Source organism: Halonotius sp. F2-221B (genome assembly GCF_046719765.1).
Taxonomy (GTDB): Archaea; Halobacteriota; Halobacteria; order Halobacteriales; family Haloferacaceae; genus Halonotius.
On sequence record NZ_JABEBY010000006.1, the window covers coordinates 111,962 to 132,020 of the forward strand.

Sequence of the window (20,059 nt, forward strand, 5' to 3'; positions counted from 1 at the left end):
GTGCTATGGGTCTGACACACTTCCTTCGGCTTGATCGGTTGAATCTCCGTGCCAAGTTGATCGCGACATTTGTCGTCGTCGCACTCCTTGTCGGTGTGACAGGAGCGGTTGGCTACCAGGGCGCGTCAGCTCTTGATCACGAGGCACATCTCATCGCACAGAACGGCGAAAACATGGATCATGCCGCCGAGATGCTCGTTGGCATCGAAAAGCAACAGGTCGCTGTTCAGGCAACTGAGCTCGGTGAGCCCGGCGCGCAGGCCGAGTTCGAGGCGGGAGACACGCTGTTCTCTGAACACGCGGCCGCGATGGATACATCGGCCGCGATGGGCACTTCCGGTGAGTTGGAGACCCAACTCGCCGAGATCCAGACAACACACGACGAGTACAACGCGCTTGCAGCCACATACTTCGAGGCGAAAGCAAACGGCAACGAGGAGCGTGCCGCCGAGACGCTGGCGGAGATGGGCACACTCCGCACTGAACTAGAGGAGCAGGCACACACGCTTGAATCGCTGTCGGGTGACGCGATGACCGCTCAGGTTGCGGCCGCCGACAGCACGACACAAACCGTCCACATGGAGATCATCGGGCTGACGCTTGTGGCGTTTCTGCTTGCGATCGGGCTCGGCGTCATCCTGAGTCGACACATGACACCGCCGATCAAACGGCTCGCTGCGTCTGCCACCGACATCAGCGACGGGAAGTTGGATACGGAGCTACCGACGCATTCGATGGACGACGAGATCGGGAAGATGGTGGATGCATTCGGCGACATGCAGCGAAACTTAGAGAATATGTTCGGCGAGCTACACGACGTGAGCCAGAACCTCAAGACGGGCGATCTCGATCAGGAGATCAGCACCGACTACCCGGGCACCTACGGCGACATCATGACCGGTGTCGACGAGGGCACTGACCAGTTGACAACCAGTTTCGCGGATATCGAAGACGCCAGTGAGGCACTCCGAACCGGGCAGCTTGAGCAATCGATCAACACGGATCGCCCGGGACAGTACGGGGCTGTCCTGACGGATTTCAAACGCGGTAGCGACCAACTCGCCGACAGCTTTGGCCAGATCTCGACGGCCAGCCAGCAGCTCAAACGCGGCAACCTCGATCAGTCGATCGATGACGACTACCCTGGCGAGTACGGGACTGTGCTGACGAATCTCGATGACGGGATCGCCCAATTACGTTCAAGTATCCGGGAGGTACAGACCGTGGCCGACGATGTTGCCGTCGCTGCAGAAGAGGTGTCGGCCAGCACCGAGGAGATCCAAACCGCAAGCACCGATGTCGCGGAGTCGGTCGAAGAGATCTCACGCGGTGCTGACGATCAAAGCGAGGATCTCGCCACCGTCTCAAATGAGATGAACGATATGTCCGCGACCGTCGAGGAGATCGCCTCCTCGGCCGAAGAGGTCGCTGCAACCGCTCATACGGCGGTTGAACGGAGCGAAACCGGCAGCGACAACGCCGGGGCCGCGAAAACCGAGATCGCCGCGATCGAATCGCAGGCCCAAGCCGCCTCCTCGCAGGTTCGGTCACTTGACGACGAGATGGAGGCAATCGGCGACATCGTCGATATGATCTCGGATATCGCCGAACAGACCAACATCCTCGCACTGAACGCCTCGATCGAAGCCGCGAAAGCCGATGGTGCTGGCGACGGCTTCGCGGTCGTAGCCAGAGAGGTCAAAACGCTCGCCGAGGAGGCTGGCGAGGCCACCGCGGATATCGAAGCCCGGATCGAAGAGATCCAGTCGATGACCGGCGAGACCGTCGACGATATCGAGTCGATGAACGAACGGGTGCAGTCAGGGGCCGACACGATCGAGAGCGCGATCGAGATGTTCGATGAGATCGCCGATGCCGTCGACGAAGCCGAACGCGGTATCGACGAGATCAGCCGGGCGACAGACGACCAGGCCGCCTCAACCGAGGAGGTCGTCTCCATGGTTGAGGAGGTCTCTGCCGTCAGCCAACAGACCGCGGCTGAGGCGACCGATGTCTCCGCGGCAACGGAGGAAACGGCTTCCTCACTGTCGGAGGCGGCGACAAACGTCCAACAGCTCTCCCAACTCGCCGACAATCTGCACGACAACGTCGCGGACTTCAACGTCGGCGGTCAGGCGGCAGCGACCAGCGACACCACAGCCGCGACCGACACACAACCAGCGGCGCAGAAGCCACAGCCAGCCGAGTCAGCGTCGACACCACCGTCAACCAGTCCCTCGGCAGATCACGCGCCACCAACCGATACCTCCACACGCTCAGCGGCGGCCGAGACCGCCACCAACGCGGACACAGGCGGCACAACACAACTGACAGCACAGGACTCGGAGCCAGCCGAACCGGAGGCCAACGGGCATGTTGCATGGGCGGATGTCAGTGATTCGTCTTCTGATGAATTCGCTCACAGCAACGGCTCAGGGGACGACGAGTCTGACATCGAGGAGCTGTAGTGCCGGTTGCGATGCACCAGACAAATGAGGCACCCGACGCTGCCACACCCAGCCGACCATCTCGCCGGCATGTCCGCATCGGCGAGTACGCGGTCACCGAGACGGGCTGTGAGCTGGCCACCTATGGGCTGGGGTCGTGTCTGGGTGTTGCACTCTCCGACACGCAGGCCGGCGTCGCCGGCTTAGCACATATCAAACGCCCGCGTGCAACGGAGCAGCAGGCCACACTCGATGCTGTGTTTGCGGATACCGGGATCGAGCTGCTGTACAGGGAGCTGCAATCCGCCGGTGCGACACGTCGTTACACGGTGGCGACACTCGCTGGCGGCGTCGACATGCGAAACAACTCGGCCGCTGTCGGGCGGGGGATCGGTGACCGAAATATCGAACAGGCAGTCGCAACGCTTCGCACTCTCGATATCACGGTTGCAGCCACGGATGTCGGTGGAGAGGTCGTTCGCTCGGTGTACCTCGATGGTGCTACCGGAGCGGTGACTATCGAAACGACGTGCGGTGACCGATATCGTCTCTGAGGCACTTCTCACCGGTTCCTCTACCACTTTTTACAGTGATTTGGTCACTCTGTGTGTCGTGTACGAGCAACTGCCTCGCAGACAGCCGACCGAGCTCACGCGGCACCGCCGACATATCGAGGTTACCCGAAGAGGCTCCCTCGTGGCCCAGTATCCTGCTGGTTGAGTGCGCCCGCATGCGGGAGTTGTGTTGCACAGCCACCACAGTAGCGGTAGTCGGCATCGTTGGCGGTACCGCACTCGGGGCAGTCGATGACGCCGTTCTCGACTGTCGCCGCGTCGGCGTCGGTGGTGGCAGCGGCCTGCTGGCGGCGGTAGGTGCCGTAAAGCACCACGAGGTGGGCCGCGACGCCGGCGAGCAGCACGCCGAGATACCACTGGCTGTCGAGCATGGTTGCCTCCATCAGTAACTATGACCGCGACACACAAACGAGTAGCTGTTTCTTTCAACTGGCGACGCGGCTCAAGATTCGAACGCGAGCCCGTCGACAGCGGCCGCGAGATCGCTGGCGGTGATGTCGCCGTGTCGGAGGACCGCCGGCGTCGGGCCGGTGAGATCGACGATGGTACTCGATTGGGTCGTTCCTCGCGCCTCGCCGTCGAGGATGTAGTCGACGCAGTCGCCGACCTGCTCGATGGCGAGGTCGAGATCAACGAGTTGGCCGTCGGCCTCTCCCGTGAGATTCGCCGAGGTCATACACAGCGGCTGGTCGACCGCCGCCGAGAGCTCACGCCACGTTGGATTCCCCAGACAGCCCAGCGCGACCGTCTCGCCGCCGGCAACGACGCGGTCGGGGACGGCGTCGGTCTTCGACAGAACGATATTGAGCGGCCCGGGCCAGAAGGCGTCGACGAGGTCGTCGACAACATCGGGCTGGTCGGCTGTTGCCCACGCCCGCCAGTCGGCTGGCTCGCGGATGAACAGCGTCAACGGGTCGGTCGGCGCGCGGTTTTTGATCCGGAAGGCGCGCTCGATAGCCGCCTCGTTCCACGGATCGAGCGTGAGCGCGAGGTTGGTGTCACTGGGCGCGACGATCACGCCGCCGTCAAGAATGCAGTCGGCCGCGGTGGCGATTCCCGCCGCAGTCGGTTCGAGCCGTGTTGCGGTCATGGCTGGTCGTGCGTCCCGATCCTGTTTGGTGGTTGTGCTCGCGTTTCGCAACCCGATTGCGGTCTACTCCGCGTGCCGGACGATATGTACGTCGTACTCGGGGTCTTTCGACAGCGGGCTGCCGACGCTCGTCACCGGCGTCGAGATGCGGCCGGCGTTTTCGGTGCCGATAAAGACGATCGAGACATCCAGTTCGCCGGCGACACGGCGGACGGTGCGGGTGATATCGTCGATGGCAGTTGCGGTCAGGGCATCGTTTTCGGTCGGGGTTTCACACCGGAACCGCGCCTCAGGGGCCAACTCGGCGACGCGCTGTTCGAAGTTCGCACAGAGTTGGTCGATATCGAACGGCTCGCCGGCGTTGATCCAGCCGCGTTCGACCGCGAAGGAGCTGTCGTCGGGGACGACCGTCAGGACGACGACCGCCTCATCGCGGGTCTCGCCGAACTCGGTGGCGCGCCTGAGCGCGGTTGCTGCGAGGTCGGAGCCATCGAATGGAACGAGCAGTGTCATAGCTCGCGGTTTCGCATGCAGTCGGTTATAGCTCGTGTTGATCCCCGGCGTGTGAGAATCGCCTTACCGAACCGGGAGTCGGTCGACGAGCTTCCCGCCGCGGGTGAACATCCCGCCGCCGCTGTCGCCGGTGACCGCCCAGAAGACGGCTTCGGGATCCTTGTTCCAGATCCACTGCCACCGCGTTTTCGCCAGCAGATAGAGCTTGCGGGCGGTGCCCAGCTGTGGCGTCGCCGACAACACGTCGTAGTCGCGCTTGCGGATCAGCCGATGGTGGTCGGCATACAGCACCGCCGCCAGCAACACCGCCAGCTGGCAGTCCTCGGGGAGGTATTTGATCCCCGCAACACCTTTCTCGTAGAGCTCTTCGGCGCGGTGGAGTTCGGTCTGCATGACCGCCGCGAAGTTTTCATCCATCTCGAAGTTCCGGATCTGCTCGTTGGTGACGCCGTGTTGGGCCAGCGTCGACTGGGGGAGGTAGATCCGGTCGCGCTCGACGATATCCTCTCGGACATCCCGCAGAAAGTTGGTGAGTTGGAAGGCTTCGCCCAACGCTGTCGCATGCGGGAGGGCCTTCTCGGGGTCGTCGGGGTTCATCACGTCGGTCATCATCCGACCGACCGCCGAGGCTGAGCCGTCCATGTAGGCCTCCAACTCGTCGTAGGTGGCGTACTCGTCGGTATCGATATCCGACACCATCGCATCGATGAAGACCTCGATGTCCTCGTCAGTGAGGTCGTACTCCTCGCGGAGTTCCGAAAAGGCCGCGAGGACGGGGTCATCAGTCGCCTGCTCGCCGAGGGCGGCCGCCCGAATCGCTTCGAGTTCGGCGCGCTGCTCGGCGGGGGCGACCCCGTCGGCGTCGTCGACGACCTCGTCGGCAACGCGGAAGAAGGCATACAGGACGTAGGTCGCCTCGCGGACGCGCTCGGGCAGCAGCCGGGTCGCGAGGTGGAAGGTCTTGCCAGTCTGCTGTTGGATGGATTTGCTCCGGGCGATTTGGTCGTCGTCTACCATGTCAATGTAGGGGGTAGTCGGGGGCCAGTCGTCGGTCTCGTCGGCCGGTTCCGGCGGCACGGCACATATCGGCAGTAGGGCCGCAAGCGACATAACAGTTCGTGAACCGCCCCCGTTTTGTGCCGTTTGTCAGCCGCCTGTGGCAGGTGGTCGCAGACGAGCGACAGCACCTAGTAGAACGTATCCGCACAGTCGTAGACGACGCCGTGGGTCGGGCAGATGTACTTACAGTGGCGGTGGTGCATCGACTCGCCGCAGAGCGGACAGGGCCGGCCGGGCGGCGTCTCGCTGTCGGCCATACCGGTGCCAGGGCGGCCAGCCAATTAGGTTTCGCGGTCGCCACAACGAATCAGGTCTCACGCTCGGCGACCCGCGGGAGATAGACGCCTGTCGAGGGCCGGAGCAACCCCACGTCGAACCGCTTGGCCCGCAGAATCCCGAGCCCAAAGACGGTAGCCACGACCACCGGCAGCCAGTTGCCGAACCACGCGTTGATCGCCCCCCAGAGGATGACGAAGCTCACCATGTCATCGAGCATGAAGTCACAGGCGTCGAGGCGGTCGAACAGCCCCGACTGGTCGAGCGCGAAATCGAGGACGCCGACGGCGACCGTCGCGCTCACCACCCAGCCCGCGAAGTTCGACAGCGGCACGTCGTAGAAGACGCCGCCGGCGTCGTAGGCCCAGAACCCAAGCGAGACCGCGGCCGGATCGAGCACGAGATCCATCGTCACCACCGCCGGAATCACCACCGCCAGCCGCGCCAGCCGCGAGGCCGCCCGGTCGCCGAGCAACAGCAAACACAGCAGGTAGGCGTTCAACACGAGCGGGATGAAAAAGACAGGGAGTGCGGCGGGAACCCCGCTGACCATCGGCCCGAGGTCGATCCCGTACTCGAAGAAGCCGTACGGCCAGCCGGTCGTCACGCCGAGGTATTCGATCAGGTATGTGTAGGCCGTCAGCAGCCCCAGTCCGGTAACGCCCCGGCGGCCGAGCGTTGGGAGGACGCCGACGAGCATCGGCGCGGCCATCACGACCGTCCCGAAGACGATCAACGGCGGATTGAACCGCAGGAACGCGGGGATCACCGCCCAGCCTTCCGCGCTGCCGACGAGCATGAGCGCGCCGATCAGCGGGAAGAAGACCGCGATCGTGAATCGGTTCCCATCAACGAGGGCGTCAAGCCACGGTTCGACCTCGCGGCGGTTTTTCGGCACGCCGGCGACCGCGTCGGCAAGCCCCTCGGCTTCGGTGATCTGTGGTTGATCAGGGGGAGTCGATTCCGCTGCCGACGACTCCGCAACGTTGCTCACGGCAGCACCTCCGTCGGCGGGACGATCCGCCACAGCAACCCGAGGGTGAACAGCGTCCCAACCGCGGTGTTGAGCGCGGGAAACCACCAGTAGGCGCGGTCGACGGCGACCGAACTGGTCGCCACCCACGCGACAAAGACCGGGTAGACAGCCATGAGCGCGCCAAGCCGTGGATCGACGACCGCGAAGGCGACGGCGGCGGCCAGCCAGCAGACGGCGACGTAGCCGTAGGTACGTCGCTTCCCGAGCCACGTCGCAGTCGTTCGAATACCCGCCCGGCGGTCGGGTTCGATATCCGGAATTGCCGAAAAGGTGTGCATCCCCATCGTCCAGAGCCACGCGCCGACGACCGCCAGCGCGGGCGGCTGGGTTCCGGCGACGGCGGCGTAGGCGGCGATGCCGGGCAGGATGTAGAGGCCGTTGGAGAGTGAGTCGAGCAGCGGCGTCGTCTTGAATCGGGCTGGCGGCGCGCTGTACTCGACCGCAAGGAGGAGAAAGCCGCCGAGCCACGGCCACGCGGCTGCGGATGCGATGGCAAACAGCGGCACCGCCAGCAGCCCGCTGGCGACAACGCTGGCGACGACGGTGGGGCCGCCCTGCCAGCGCGCCTCGCGCTCGGTTTTCTTTGGGTTCTCGGTGTCAATCTCGGCGTCGAAGATGTCGTTGACGCCGTACAGCAGGACGTTTGCCGGCAACAGGAAGTAGCCGAACAAGGCGAAGCCGACGGGGAGAAAGAGGTCGGGCACCGTTTCGGCTGCGGCCGCGACGCCGACGACGACGGGGCCGGCGAGGTAAAACCAGAACCGTGGCCGCGAGAGGATCAGCAGGTAGCGCAGGCCATCGGTTGCCGTGCTGGTCGACTGATCGGTGCCCACGGCGGCCATCACTCCTCGATCGCTTCGGCGGTGTGTTGGCCGCTGATCAGACACATCGGGACGCCGATCCCCGGCGTCGTATACGAGCCGGTGAAATACAGCCCATCGACCTCCTCGGATTTGCGGTTCGGCCGAAGCAGGGCGGTCTGCTGGAGGGTGTGGGCCATCCCGAGGGCGGTGCCGTGCATCGAGTTGTAGCGGTCGCTGAAGTCGTTGACACAGAAGGATTTCTCGAAGACGATGCGGTCGCGGAGTTCGACGCCGGTGTTGTCGGCGATGTCGTCGAGGACGAGTTCGCGGAACTCCTCCCGAAGTTCGGGCGTGTCCTCAAGATTGGCGGCGATCGGGACGAGCGCAAAGAGATTGCTGTGGCCCTCCGGGGCGACAGTGTCGTCAGTTTTTGAGGGGACACAGAGGTAGTAGGCGGGGTCGTCGGGCCACTGTGGGTCGTCGAAGATGGTCTCAAAGTGGTCGTCCCAATCGGTCGGCAGAACGAGTGTGTGGTGTTCGAGTGGTTCCACGTCGCCCTCGACGCCGAGATAGAGGAGATAGGCGGAGGGTGCGTAGGTACGACTTTCCCAGTAGTCTTCGCTGTACTGCCGTTTTTCGGGCGGCAGGAGTTCCTGTTCGGTGTGGGCGTAGTCGGCGTTCGAGACGACGTAGTCGGCGAGGTATTCCTCGCCGTGTTCGGTTCTGACCGCAAAGCCGCCCTTGCGGCCGGCGATCTCATCGACCGGCTGGTCGGTGACGTACTCGACACCGAGTTCCTCCCCGAGGTCGACCATCGCATCGACCAGCGCGCGAAGCCCGCCCTCCGGATAGTAGACGCCCATATTGAAATCGACGTGGCTCATGAGGTTGTAGAGCGCGGGCGTGTTGCTGGGTGAGCCACCGAGGAAGACGAGGGTGTACTGCATGATCTGCTGGAGCTTTGGGTGGTCGAAGTAGTCCGCAACGTGGCCCTGCATCTTGCCAAGCAGCGACAGGCCCCACGAGTAGCGGAACACGTCAGTATCGATGTAATCCCGCAGGCGGGGGCGATCCTCGTAGACGAAGTGTTCCATCCCGACGTTGTAGGTGTACTCGGATTTGTCGAGATACCGGTCTAAGGCGTCGCCCGCGCCGGGTTCGTACCTCTCAAAGATCTCCTTGTTCGTTTCGAGATCGGGCACCATATCGACCTGATCGCCATCCTTGAAGAAGATCCGGTAGTGGGGATCGAGTTGTGTGAGCTCGTAGTAGTCACTTGGCTGTTTGCCGAAGTGGCCGAAAAACCGCTCGAAGACATCGGGCATGAGATACCACGAGGGCCCCATATCGAAGGTGAACCCCTCCGCGTTGAGTTGGCTGGCGCGGCCGCCAACCTGTTCGTTCTTTTCGACGACGGTTACGTTCGCCCCGGCGTCGGCAAGATAACAGGCTGTCGACAGCCCGCCAAAGCCGCTGCCGACGATTACGATATCGTCGCCGTCAACTGGGATCTCGCCGTCGTAGCGGCCCTCATCGCCGCCGTGTGTCACTGCTGTGTCGTCGTCGGTGGCGGTCGCCATACTACCTCTACAGAGGGTCGTCAGTCAAATAAAGGGACGGACTCGGCGGGCGCAGTAGTTTTAGCCGTGGCTTCGCCAAGGAGTATCCATGCAGCCACGCGGCGTCTTCTGGTCGATCTATCGGGAGGCGCTACCGGTGTTGGCGATCGCGCTGCTCGGCGGGCTCTGTTCCGGCCTTGTGTTGTCGGGGCTGCTCGATAGCGTCGCCGACTTTCCAGGGTTGCTTGTGATGGTGCCGGTGTTTCTGGCCACCCGTGGCAACGTGTATGGCTCGCTTGGCGGCCGGATCGCCACCGGGCTCCATCAGGGCCTCATTCAGCCCCGCTTCGCGTGGAACGACCGCCTGGTCAACGCGATCATCGCCTCGGTTGCCAACGCTGTTGGCATCTCGATCGTCATCGGCTCGCTCTCGTGGGGTGTGTTGACCCTGCTTGGTCGGGAGCCGGCACCACTGGGCGTGCTCGTTGGGATCGTGCTCATCGCCAGCCTGTTGACCGCAGCTGTGATGATCGGCGGGCTGCTCACGCTGTTGTTTGCCGGCTACAAGGCCGGCCGCGATCCGGACAATCTTGTCGGCCCGATCGTGACGACGCTGGGCGATGTCTTCGGGATGGCGTTTCTGTTTCTCGCGGTGCTGATCGTCGAGGTGCTCGTCTCGTGAACCGCAGCCGTCGACAGGGAGGTGGTCGTCGGTGGGGCTGCTGACCGACGCCGATCTCGGCAGTTGGGGCGCTGGCCACATCGTCCGGACGATGTTCCCGCTGTTGGTCGTCCTCTCGGCGATCGTTCTCTGGGCCGGGATCACCCTGGAGGACGCCGGCGACCTGCTGGATCGCTACGGGCTGTTGGCGGTGATGGTGCCGGCGATGATCGGGATGGGCGGCAATCTCGGCTCGATCCTCAGCGCGCGGCTCTCGACGCGGCTCCATCTCGGCACGACGACGTTTGATCCGACCGACCGGCTGCTGTGGGCGAATGTGGCGGCGATCTTCGCGCTGGCGGCGACGATCTTTACCGCGCTGGCGGTCGCCGTCTGGCTGGTTGGCATGCTCGTCGGCAGCAGCTTGACGCTCGGGCAACTGCTGGGGATCTCGCTTGCCAGCGGGCTGTCGATCGCCGCTATCGCCGTCGTTGCCAGCGTTGTCGCCACCTACGGCTCCTACCGGCTCGGGATCGACCCCGACGACACCACGATCCCGATCGTCACCAACGTCGTCGACGTCTTCGGGATGCTCGTCTTCCTTGCCGTCTCGCGGTGGGTGCTGGTGGGCTAATTTTCCCGATGCTGGTGGGCTGATCTCCCCATGTTGGTGGGCTGATCACTCCACGTCGGTATCGAGTTCGAACTGTTCGTGCTCTGTGACCGCGTTGAGCACGACGCTCGTGTTTGATTCGTTGATGTCAACGTCGGCCAGCAGGGCCTTGATCTGCTCGTTCATCCCGTCGGTATCCTCAAACTTGCCGATGGCGATGATGTCGTAATCGCCGGTTGTCTCGTAGACGCTGATCATCTGTTTCTGTTCCCGGAGCCGATCGGTTAACGCCGCCATCGCACTCCCTTCGACCTTCAGCTGGATTACCGCCGTCACGTCGTAGCCGAGCTCGTTGTAGTCGATGATCGGGGTGTAGCCGTCGATGATCCCCTCGGCTTCAAGCGTCTCAAGATGGTTCGAGACGGTTGTCACCGAGACATCGAGTTCCTCTCCGAGACTCCGGAGGCTCGCCCGTCCGTCGCCGAGGAGTTCGTTGAGCAGCTCCCTGTCAAGATTGTCATACGTCATCTTCGTTCGGTGATACTCTGCCAAAGTTAAAATACTGTGGTTTGACCATCATAAACGGCTTAAAACGGTTTGATCTTTATCTATATAGGTTTAATAAAACTGATACAGACGTTTAAGGCCAGAATATCTAACATACGTTGGGTTTGTCACTGCCGATATTTGCTGTCCCTTCTCACCTGTCGTCGATTACGGTGGTCGGTCGTTGTGTGACCGGATGTTCATATGGGTGGAGCCGGTTGTCCCCTATCGATGGTTCGGCAGCGTCTCGGATCGGGTCTTCGGCAGCGACGCTCGCTGGCGTTTCGGCTGGTGACCGCACCGGGGATCATCCTCCATGAGCTTGCCCACCGACTCGCCTGTCTGGTGGTGGGTGTGCCGGTACAGTCGGTCGCGTATTTCCAACTGACCGGCCCGCCGGGCTACGTCGAACATGCGACACCGAGCCGATGGTCGACGGCCGCGCTGATCGCGCTTGCGCCGCTGGCGGGTAACGTCGCCGTCGCGGCCGTGCTGATAGAATACTCGCTTGCGACCTACACCGGGAGCGGCATCGACGCCGTCGCCACCGGTGGGTTGTTGTGGTGGGTCGCTGTCGCCGCGCTCATCCATACCCTCCCGAGTTCGACCGATCTCGAAACGGTGTGGGCCGCCACCACCGCGCGGTGGTATCGGGTTCCGCTGGCGGTCGTCGTCGGGCCGCTGTACGCGCTTCGCCGGCTGGCCGGCGTCGTTGGCACCTACCGACTCACCGTCCCGCTGTCGCTTGTCGCACTCGGCGGCATGATCGCGCTTCACGACCTGTCGCCGACCGCGTTTCTCGACTGTGTTCTCGCCGGTCAGTGGGGGTGTTGGGACGGTTCTCCGCAACTGGGGTCGGTGCTCTCGATGGTACTCCTCGCTCTCCTTGATCGACTCCGATCGATGCGTCTCCTGGTATTCGTCTCATAACTCCCGGCGATCTGTGTGTCCCACGCCCTGATTTAACCGCCGAGCAGCCCCTCAAGCACCGGGCCGGCGGTTCGGCGCAGGTTCTCGCTGACCGGCAGGCTGTCGAGGAGGCCATCGAGCAGCGAGCCGCCACCGCTCCCACCGAGCTGCGACAGCAGAAACAACCCCCCGATCGGGACGGCGATCGTGGCGATCAGTGCCACTAAGAGGGTTATCGCCCCGCCGCCAAGATTCAGCCGCTCGAACACCATATACAGCGTGGCACTCACGACGAGTACCACTGTCGCCGCCACCAGCGTCGCCCCAATCAACAACACAACAGAGCCGGTGTCGCTGCCGCCAACATTGGTGAACACCAACAGCCCGAATGCGGCAAGCACCACGACCCACAGCCCGACGCCGATGATGGTGAGCCACCGGCTTGATCCGTAGCCGGAGGGCTGCTCCGGCGGGGCGGTATCAGGTGGTGACCGCGACCGTGCCATGGCTTTTTTCAGGGCTGACATCGCTAAAAGCGTTGCTGCCGCCGTCGGAAGGCAGTTGTCTCGTTGTCGACTCCGGATGCAGTCGGTCCCTTTCACAAGTATTAGGCGGCCACTCGGCGTACGCCCACCTATGAACGATCTCTTCCGGACGGCGATTCGTGGCGAGCCGGTCGACCGCCCGCCGGTCTGGATGATGCGCCAAGCCGGCCGGTATCTGCCGGAGTACCGCGAGATCCGGGAGTCACACTCGTTTCGGGAGGCGATCTCGACACCCGACATCGCCACGGAGATCTCCTTGCAGCCCTACGAGCGGTTCCAGCCCGACGGGGTCGTCATGTACTCCGATATCCTCACCGTGCTCGAACCGCTGGGGTTCAGCTACCATATCGAATCCGGCGTCGGCCCGGTGATCGAAAATCCTGTCTCCTCGCCGTCCGACACCCACCGCGAGGTCGGCGACGTGCGGGAACAGCTCTGGTATGTCGGCGAACTCATCGAGCGACTGACCGCGACCCTCGGCGACGAGGCGGCCGTGCTGGGCTTTGCTGGCGGCCCATTTACGCTGGCGGCCTACGCCTGTGAGGGCAGCACCTCCCGGTCGTTCATGGCCGTCCGGCGGCTCCGGGCGGAGGCCCCGGCAGCCTTCGAGCGGCTGCTTGATGCGTTTACCGACGTGTTGATCGAGTACTGTCAGTATCAGGAGGACGCCGGTGCCGACGTGATCCAGCTGTTCGACACCTACGCCGGCCTGCTGTCGCCGACCGACTACGCCGAGTATATCGTTCCCCGCCATCAGCGCATCCTCGATGCGGTCGACGTGCCGACGATCGTCTTCGTTCGCAACATGAGCGGCAACCTTGAACTCCTGGCCGACAGCGGCGCGGACGTGGTCTCCCTGGACTGGACGGTCGACATCGACACCGCCCGCCAGCAGCTCGGCGATGTGGCGATCCAAGGGAACCTCGATCCCGCGTTGCTCTACGGTGACCCCGAAACTGTCCGCGAACGAACCCGCGAGGTTATCGACGCCGCTGGCGACACCGGCCACATTCTCAATCTCGGCCACGGCGTCGACCGCAACACGCCGGTCGAAAACGTCGCGGCCTTTTTCGAGACCGCAAAAGAGACGCGTTAGGCGTCCTGTGGCGGCAGCTCGGCGTTGAAACAGTAGGTTCCTTCTTCATCGCGGCACTGACACTGCCGGAGCTGGTAGTACGACGGCGCGAACTGTGACAGGAACGGCTCGGTGATATCCGCCAACAGCCCCGGGAACCGTGGGTCGTCGTGTGGGACAGGCACCCGATAGAGGTCAAGGCCGACCTCAGCGGCATCCTCAGCGAGGTCGACATCGAGTTCAACGAGCGTCTCCGACTGCTCGTGCATGAAGCTCATCGGCTCGACGACCACGCGTTCGAAGTCCTCGCCGAGTCCCTCGACGACCTCTTCGGTTTCGGGGGCCGTCCACTCGATGCCGCGGTTGGCGTGGTTCTGGTAGCCGATCTCGTAGTCGTCGATGCCGACGATCCCGGCGACTGCCTCGGCGTGTTCCTCGACGTACTGGTCGTATCTGAACCCCTCGTCGAGATATTTCATCGGCGTGCCGTGCGCCGAGAAGACAAACGCCGTGTCGGGGTCGTTCGGATCGATGTCGTTCTCCTCAAGGAACGAGCCGATTGACTCCGCGCGGATTCGGTTGTAGGTCGGGGCCCGATGCCAGCCGGTCACCGCACTGAAAGCGGGGTCGTAGTCGTCGTGGTCGTCGATGGCCTCTTCGAGGGAATCGATCGACGAGACAGTTGTCGAGGGGCCACACAGCGGGTAGATCGGCAGGGCGATGACCTCGTCGATGCCGTCGTCGGCCAGCGTTGCGGGGATGTCGTCGATCAGCGGCTCCATGAACTGCATCGCGTGGTAGATCTCCACGTCGTGGCCGCGATCGGCCAGTGTTTCTTCCAGGGCGTCAGCTTGCTCGCCTGCCTGTCCTTGCAGCGGCGAGCCGCCGATCTCCTCGTACTCCTCCATCAGTCCAGGGAGGCGGCGCTGAGCGAGTTCGCGGGAGCGCTCCCAGGCTTCCTCTTCTGACTCTGCGTCCTCCAGGGAGGCGTTGTCGTAGAAGATCCGAGTCAGGTATTCGAGGACGGTTTCTCGGTCGGGGTCTGCCGGCTCACCGAAGTTCAACAGGACAATCGCAGTTGCCATACGAGCGGTTGGGGCGTCGGCGGTAAAGCAACTTCGCATGTGACGGTTGTACCACTGCTGTCACGGCGTTTGCCCTGCGTTTGTGGCACGAAAATAGGCGGTGTCAGCGTCGCGTTGCGGTCGGGACGCGTGGTGCTGATACTACTCAACGGGATGGCGAAACCGACCGCGCCTGCTATTCGAGTGATTTCGCGCGATTGGTGAACTGCCCACCACACTCACACGTATTCGGGTGTGCGTCCGACTCAACGATTGCACCACATTGGAGGCATTCATACGTGGATGCGCTTTCGGGGTCGTTCGCATGTTCAACGTCGTTTCCCTGAGGCATGCACCGGGGATACGCCGTGAAAGAATATAATATTAATTGTAATAGGAGATATATACGCGCCTCGATGCTGTCCGCGTCTGCGGAATGCGGAGCCACACTGCCGGTACTGCTCACTCACGCTCGTCGATCTCGCGGGCGATCCGTTTCGCGCTGCGGATTCGCCCGGGAATCCCGGGTCGACCGACAAAGTTCGCACAAAATCGCAGTCCGTCGGGCGGCTGGATGTCGTCCATCGCCGTCCAGGAGCCATCATACGCCGGCATCCCCGGTGTCCACGTATGCACCCCGATCGGGGTCGCCGCTGCACCGGTCAGCTCCTCGAAGGCGTCGGCGGCAAGCTCGCCGACTTCCTCGTCGGTGCGGTTCGGCAGCTCCGGATCGCTGTTCGGGTCGACATAGCAGGTGAACAGCCGGTCTCGATCCAGAAAGCTCGCGTTCCAGGTGGTGCCACTGATCGGCAGATCGCCGTCCGGCGGCACCAGCGCGCCGATCCCCTCCCGATCGAAGTCGGAGTCAAGAAACACCATCGTGATCTGGTTGTATCGGAATCGCTCCAGCGTTGCCGCAAGGTTGCTGTCGAGTGGCTCGACCAACTTCGCGCTCGTCGGTGCCGGTGTCGTCACCACCACCTCGTCGACGATCTCGCTGCCGGCCTCGGTGACGATCTCGAAGTCGCCGGGGTCGTTGCTGTCGACGCTGTTGCCATCATCGCTGTCGACGCCACCGCCGTGGGCCTTGATTTCGACTGCAGCGGTATCGAGATCGATCACGTCGCTGTGGGCTTCATACAGCGCGTCGGTTAGCGTTCCGAGCCCGTCGTCGAACGTACAGATCGGTGGGGCTGCTCGCCCCTCAACGATGCGCTTGGCAACCCACCACAGCAGACTGCGGCCAACGCCTGCGTTGTCGAGGGCCCGTCCCAGCGAGTACTCGTACAGCATCTCTCTGGGATCGGTGCCGTATAAGCCGCTGTACAGCGGGCCCATGTACCGCCGGGCGGCCTGTCGCCCAAACCGCCGGACGAGAAACTCGTCGACCGTCTCGTCGGGCTTGGCGGGGGCGGTCAGCGGCTCGGCGAGAATCCGGAGCTTGCCGAGTGGGCTCAACAGGCTCGTCGTCACCGCCTCCTGAGCCGACAGCGGCGCGACCCGGAGGGCGTCGTCGTGATAGATGTACAGCGGCTGGTCGTCGTCGCCGATGCGAAGCTGATCGCGGAGGCCGTGCTCGTCGACCAGCGATTCGATACTTGGGGTGAGCCGGAGCCGCTGGGGGCCGAGTTCGACGACCCGGCCATCCAGCCGCTTGCTGCGGACGATCCCGCCGGCCTCGGCGCGTGACTCGACGGCGACAACGTCGATCCCGCGGTCGACAAGCGCGTCAACGAGGGTGAGCCCGGAGATACCGGCACCGACAACGCCGACCCGCATCTTAGCTCCCTCGCGGCCGGCATCGGTCGGCGGTTTGGCCACCGCGACCGAGGCGTGTCCACGGCTGTCGATTCATTGTGGGAATCTTAGCCGCGCTCGGCGAATAACGCTTCCGCGTTGGGGCGATCACCCCTGTTCGATCTTGGCTTTGAGATTCGCCAGCGTCGACTCCAGTTCGCCTTTGTTGTACCGCCGGACGAACGGCTCGATGACCTTGGCGATCACCTGTCCGGGGATCGTGTACTCGGCGGTGTAGGTGACCCAACTGCCGTCGTCGGTGGCCTCGATATCGAAGGTTAGCTCCCCCGAGAGCCCGCCGTCCATCGCAAACCGGTGGCAGGTCGGTGGCTCGTGGACGGTCTGAACGAGATGGCCGTCGACCTCGACGGCGACCATCCGGTAGGTAAAATCGAGCTCCTTGCCGCCGTTGTCCAGCGGTTCGACATTGGTGATGCCGGTGATCGCCGGCGTGATCGTCTGGTGGTTGGCCGGCTCATCGAGGTACTCGAAGACTGTCTCTGGAGATGCGTCGATCGCGATCCCGTCGCTTACCGCTACCATAGCGACCCTACAACGAGGCGTGCCTTAGTGATTCCGTGCGTCTGTCGCCGTCGGCCGGCCGTTTTTGTCCCTCCCGGCTGTAGGCGTCGGTGGTGACCGCCACGACCGTCCACCAGCCGACCCACCGGGAAGCCCTCTGGGCGCTTGAGGACGCCTTCGAGCGCGGCGACCTCATTACAATCTTTGGCCGCTGTACCGTCGAGTACGACGGCCGGGCGGCCTCCTCGCTCGACCCCGGGCGTCGCCTCCTGATCCTCAAACCAGACGGCACAGCGTTGGTGCATACCGACGAGAACCAAAAGCCGGTCAACTGGCAGCCGCCGGGGTCGGAACACCACGCCGCGGTTCGAGACGGCCACCTCCGGGTTCGCAGCGTCCGCACCTCACCCGACGAAACGCTGGATGTCCATTTTGAAACCATCGAACAGCTGTCGGCGATGGCGGTTAGCGGCCGCCGCGACCTCTCCGTCACTGGCAGCGAGGCCGACCTCCGAAACGCCCTGCTTGATCGCCCCGCGCTCATTGAGGCCGGCTTCGAGCCGCTGGCGACCGAGCGGCCGACCGACGCCGGCCCGATCGATCTCTTTGGCCGCGACAGCAACGGCCGGCCCGTGGTCGTCGAACTCAAACGTCGTCGGGTCGGGCCAAGCGCGGCCAGCCAACTCCAGCGATACGTTGCGGCCATCAAGCGTGAAGACGGCGACAACGCCGCGGTGCGGGGGATTCTTGTCGCACCGTCGGTGACCGACCGGGCTCGGCGACTGCTTGCGGAACACGGGTTGGAATTTGTCGCTGTCGAGCCGCCGTCGTCGGATACTGACTCTGGTGGCGGTGATGCTGTCGATCCGACCGACGCCGGCGACGCTGCCGATGGCGACACCGACGACGACACGGCCGCGTCGTCGACCGCGGAGCCGTCGGGTGAGGGGTCAAACTGACGAATTTGGCCGTGTCAACGCCTCACAGGCGTCGCCTGTGGGCTGTATTCGAAGGCTTTATTCGGGCCAGCGGCGTTCGCCACGACAAGTAACCATGGGAGAGAAACCAGCCTCGATGTACAGGGATATCGACAAGCCCTCGTACACACGACGTGAGTACATCACCGGCATTCCGGGCTCGAAGATCGCCCAACACGACATGGGCGACCTGCAGGCCGACCCCGACGACTACCCGGTCAAGATCACCCTCGAAACCGAGGAGGAAGTCCAGCTCCGCCACGGATCGCTTGAGTCCTCGCGGCTCTCGGCGAACCGCCACCTGCTGAAGGAACTCGGCGAAGGCGAGTACAAGATGCAGCTCCGGAAGTTCCCCCACCAGGTCATCCGGGAGAACAAACAGGCAACCGGCGCGGGTGCCGACCGTGTCTCCGACGGGATGCGACAGTCCTTCGGGAAGATCGTCGGCACGGCCGCCCGCATCGGTGCCGACGAGCCGATCTTCACGGCCTACTGCACGGCTGAACAGGCTCCGGTTGTCAAGGAAGCCTTCCGGCGTGCGTACAACAAGATCTCCCCGCCCTGCCGCATCAACGTCGAACGCGGCGAGGAACTGCTGGTCTCCTAATCGGCGATCCGACCCCTTTTGTCGCTGCCGCTGTACCCACAGCGTATGCTCCGGCTGGCGGTCACGACCAACGCCGAGACGTTCGCCCGCGTGCGTGAGCCGCTGGCCGACCGTGGGATCGCTGTCGACCATCTTCAAGCGAAAGAGCGGTCGATCCCACTGACCGGCGACTCCCCTGCTTCCAGTCCCGACAGCGACGGCGATACTGACGACACCACCGTCGCCGATTTCGATGTCGGCCTCGTCTATCCCGGCCGTCTGATGGAGGGCGCGGCGATCACCGCCGGGCTCGACATTCCGTGGGTCAACGGCCGCGAGGCGGTGCTCACCTCCCGCAACAAAAGCGGCGTCCTCGCCGCCCTCGATGCCGCCGGCATCGACGTGCCTCGCTCGGTCATGCTCTCGAACCCGGTCGATGAGTCGGTCGTCGTCGACGCCGTCGCCGACCTCTCGTTTCCGGTCGTCGTCAAACCCAACTCGGCGACCCGCGGCGTCGGCGTCGCCAAAGCCGGCGACCTCGACTCGCTGCTCGGCGTCGTCGACTACCTCGATTTAGTTCACGATTTCCGCGCCACGGGCGACAAATCCTACATCGTCCAGGAGTTTCTCCCCGATGCCCGCGACTACCGGGTGATGGTTGTTGACGGCGACTGCGTCGGTGGCGTCGAGCGTCGCCTCCCTGACGGCCTCGCCGAGGGTAGCTGGAAACACAACGTCCACCGCGGAGCCGAGGCGACCGGCGTCGACCTTCCCGAGTCTCACCGCCAACTCGCCGAACGAACCGCCGCCGAACTCGGAATCCCGTATCTCGGTGTCGACCTGCTGGAGACCGACGACCGGCTCGTCGTCAACGAGACGAACGCCCGGCCAACTGTTGATACGGCCGAGAAATACGATAACGGCTTCTACGATCGGCTGGCCGATCTGATCCACGAGACGGCACGCGAGTAACTATTCCACGTCGATGGCGGCCGACTCCGCCTCCCGATCGAAGGTGACGTGGAGGACGCCGTTGTTGAACGTTGCCTCCGCGGAGTGTTCGTCGACCGTCGCCGGCAGGCGGACGCGGTCGTCGTACTCCTGTGTGGCGGTCTGGGCCCGGATCGTGAGCGTCGTCCCATCACACTGGAGGGTGAGATCGCTTTTCTCGACACCCGGGAGATCCGCGACGAGTCGAACGACATCGTCGTCCTCGTAGACATCGATGTGGGCGTCGCCCCCCGAGGCCTCGGGGCCGTTCATCTCGCCCATCATCCGCTCGATCTCATCGAAGATATCGCCGAACGGGTCGTCGCGGTCGTCACAATTCATACGCCATTGTATGGGTGTCTCCATCAAAAGAGTTCTGTCCATCCGCGTGGTGACACGACCGCATGGGCCGGTTT

At 63.6% G+C, this 20,059-nt stretch carries 24 protein-coding genes; 9 read left to right on the top strand and 15 right to left on the bottom strand.

Translation table 11 applies throughout. The annotated features are described in order from the left end of the window. The first annotated feature begins 5 nt into the window (after positions 1-5). Entirely contained in the window at positions 6-2,468 is a 2,463-nt protein-coding gene (locus tag HKK80_RS05895) for a methyl-accepting chemotaxis protein (RefSeq protein ID WP_411798684.1), read from the top strand. Next, on the top strand, positions 2,468-3,001 hold the full coding sequence (locus HKK80_RS05900) for a chemotaxis protein CheD (protein WP_411798685.1): 534 nt from the start codon (positions 2,468-2,470) through the stop codon (positions 2,999-3,001). Before HKK80_RS05895 ends, HKK80_RS05900 begins: the two co-directional genes overlap by 1 nt. Before the next feature lie 122 nt (positions 3,002-3,123). Here HKK80_RS05900 and HKK80_RS05905 read toward each other — a convergent pair whose 3' ends face one another. From HKK80_RS05905 to HKK80_RS05940, 8 genes are all read right to left on the bottom strand, one after another. After that, positions 3,124-3,405: a hypothetical protein gene (locus HKK80_RS05905; RefSeq protein WP_411798686.1), complete on the bottom strand. Its 282-nt coding sequence runs from the start codon at positions 3,403-3,405 to the stop codon at positions 3,124-3,126. Between the two features lie 59 nt (positions 3,406-3,464). Next, positions 3,465-4,112, bottom strand: coding sequence for an L-threonylcarbamoyladenylate synthase (locus HKK80_RS05910; protein ID WP_411798687.1), 648 nt, complete (start codon positions 4,110-4,112; stop codon positions 3,465-3,467). A gap of 63 nt (positions 4,113-4,175) precedes the next feature. Then, complete coding sequence (locus HKK80_RS05915) at positions 4,176-4,625, bottom strand: universal stress protein (protein WP_411798688.1); 450 nt, start codon at positions 4,623-4,625, stop codon at positions 4,176-4,178. Positions 4,626-4,688: 63 nt separating this feature from the next. Further along, on the bottom strand, positions 4,689-5,642 hold the full coding sequence (locus HKK80_RS05920; RefSeq protein ID WP_411798742.1) for a phytoene/squalene synthase family protein: 954 nt from the start codon (positions 5,640-5,642) through the stop codon (positions 4,689-4,691). A 170-nt stretch (positions 5,643-5,812) separates the two neighbouring features. Then, on the bottom strand, positions 5,813-5,941 hold the full coding sequence (locus HKK80_RS05925; RefSeq protein WP_411798689.1) for an HVO_2523 family zinc finger protein: 129 nt from the start codon (positions 5,939-5,941) through the stop codon (positions 5,813-5,815). A 50-nt stretch (positions 5,942-5,991) separates the two neighbouring features. Then, complete coding sequence (gene cruF, locus HKK80_RS05930; RefSeq protein WP_411798743.1) at positions 5,992-6,897, bottom strand: bisanhydrobacterioruberin hydratase; 906 nt, start codon at positions 6,895-6,897, stop codon at positions 5,992-5,994. 53 nt (positions 6,898-6,950) lie between these two features. Beyond that, positions 6,951-7,838: a prenyltransferase gene (locus HKK80_RS05935; protein WP_411798690.1), complete on the bottom strand. Its 888-nt coding sequence runs from the start codon at positions 7,836-7,838 to the stop codon at positions 6,951-6,953. Beyond that, complete coding sequence (locus HKK80_RS05940) at positions 7,838-9,379, bottom strand: phytoene desaturase family protein (RefSeq protein WP_411798691.1); 1,542 nt, start codon at positions 9,377-9,379, stop codon at positions 7,838-7,840. Before HKK80_RS05940 ends, HKK80_RS05935 begins: the two co-directional genes overlap by 1 nt. A gap of 88 nt (positions 9,380-9,467) precedes the next feature. On the opposite strand from HKK80_RS05940, the gene HKK80_RS05945 reads away from it, so the two are divergent. Together HKK80_RS05945 and HKK80_RS05950 are read left to right on the top strand one after the other, a co-directional pair. After that, on the top strand, positions 9,468-10,040 hold the full coding sequence (locus tag HKK80_RS05945; RefSeq protein ID WP_411798692.1) for a magnesium transporter: 573 nt from the start codon (positions 9,468-9,470) through the stop codon (positions 10,038-10,040). A 91-nt stretch (positions 10,041-10,131) separates the two neighbouring features. Next, entirely contained in the window at positions 10,132-10,653 is a 522-nt protein-coding gene (locus HKK80_RS05950) for a magnesium transporter (protein ID WP_411798744.1), read from the top strand. A gap of 45 nt (positions 10,654-10,698) precedes the next feature. On the opposite strand, the gene lrp is transcribed toward HKK80_RS05950, so the two are convergent. After that, positions 10,699-11,160, bottom strand: coding sequence for an HTH-type transcriptional regulator Lrp (gene lrp, locus HKK80_RS05955; protein WP_411798693.1), 462 nt, complete (start codon positions 11,158-11,160; stop codon positions 10,699-10,701). A gap of 249 nt (positions 11,161-11,409) precedes the next feature. Here lrp and HKK80_RS05960 point away from each other — a divergent pair, with 249 nt between their 5' ends. Then, entirely contained in the window at positions 11,410-12,108 is a 699-nt protein-coding gene (locus tag HKK80_RS05960; protein ID WP_411798694.1) for a hypothetical protein, read from the top strand. Positions 12,109-12,140: 32 nt separating this feature from the next. On the opposite strand, the gene HKK80_RS05965 is transcribed toward HKK80_RS05960, so the two are convergent. After that, entirely contained in the window at positions 12,141-12,593 is a 453-nt protein-coding gene (locus HKK80_RS05965; protein WP_411798695.1) for a hypothetical protein, read from the bottom strand. 130 nt (positions 12,594-12,723) lie between these two features. Between HKK80_RS05965 and hemE the strand changes: the two genes are divergently transcribed. Next, positions 12,724-13,728: a uroporphyrinogen decarboxylase gene (hemE, locus tag HKK80_RS05970; protein ID WP_411798696.1), complete on the top strand. Its 1,005-nt coding sequence runs from the start codon at positions 12,724-12,726 to the stop codon at positions 13,726-13,728. On the opposite strand, the gene hemH is transcribed toward hemE, so the two are convergent. From hemH to HKK80_RS05990, 4 genes are all read right to left on the bottom strand, one after another. Next, positions 13,725-14,792, bottom strand: a complete 1,068-nt coding sequence (gene hemH, locus HKK80_RS05975; protein ID WP_411798697.1) for a ferrochelatase — start codon at positions 14,790-14,792, stop codon at positions 13,725-13,727. The two genes, hemE and hemH, sit on opposite strands and share 4 nt — an antisense overlap. Before the next feature lie 175 nt (positions 14,793-14,967). Continuing rightward, entirely contained in the window at positions 14,968-15,123 is a 156-nt protein-coding gene (locus HKK80_RS05980) for a rubrerythrin-like domain-containing protein (RefSeq protein WP_411798698.1), read from the bottom strand. 110 nt (positions 15,124-15,233) lie between these two features. Further along, positions 15,234-16,550 (bottom strand): protoporphyrinogen oxidase, encoded by a 1,317-nt coding sequence (gene hemG / locus HKK80_RS05985; protein ID WP_411798745.1) that lies wholly within the window; start codon positions 16,548-16,550, stop codon positions 15,234-15,236. A gap of 126 nt (positions 16,551-16,676) precedes the next feature. Next, positions 16,677-17,111, bottom strand: a complete 435-nt coding sequence (locus HKK80_RS05990) for an SRPBCC family protein (RefSeq protein WP_411798699.1) — start codon at positions 17,109-17,111, stop codon at positions 16,677-16,679. A 92-nt stretch (positions 17,112-17,203) separates the two neighbouring features. On the opposite strand from HKK80_RS05990, the gene nucS reads away from it, so the two are divergent. From nucS to HKK80_RS06005, 3 genes are all read left to right on the top strand, one after another. Continuing rightward, positions 17,204-18,049: an endonuclease NucS gene (gene nucS / locus HKK80_RS05995; RefSeq protein ID WP_411798700.1), complete on the top strand. Its 846-nt coding sequence runs from the start codon at positions 17,204-17,206 to the stop codon at positions 18,047-18,049. A 94-nt stretch (positions 18,050-18,143) separates the two neighbouring features. Then, on the top strand, positions 18,144-18,674 hold the full coding sequence (locus HKK80_RS06000) for a 50S ribosomal protein L16 (RefSeq protein WP_411798701.1): 531 nt from the start codon (positions 18,144-18,146) through the stop codon (positions 18,672-18,674). Between the two features lie 45 nt (positions 18,675-18,719). Beyond that, positions 18,720-19,625: an ATP-grasp domain-containing protein gene (locus HKK80_RS06005; RefSeq protein ID WP_411798702.1), complete on the top strand. Its 906-nt coding sequence runs from the start codon at positions 18,720-18,722 to the stop codon at positions 19,623-19,625. Here HKK80_RS06005 and HKK80_RS06010 read toward each other — a convergent pair whose 3' ends face one another. Beyond that, positions 19,626-19,985, bottom strand: a complete 360-nt coding sequence (locus HKK80_RS06010) for an Hsp20/alpha crystallin family protein (protein WP_411798703.1) — start codon at positions 19,983-19,985, stop codon at positions 19,626-19,628. Positions 19,986-20,059: the final 74 nt, after the last annotated feature.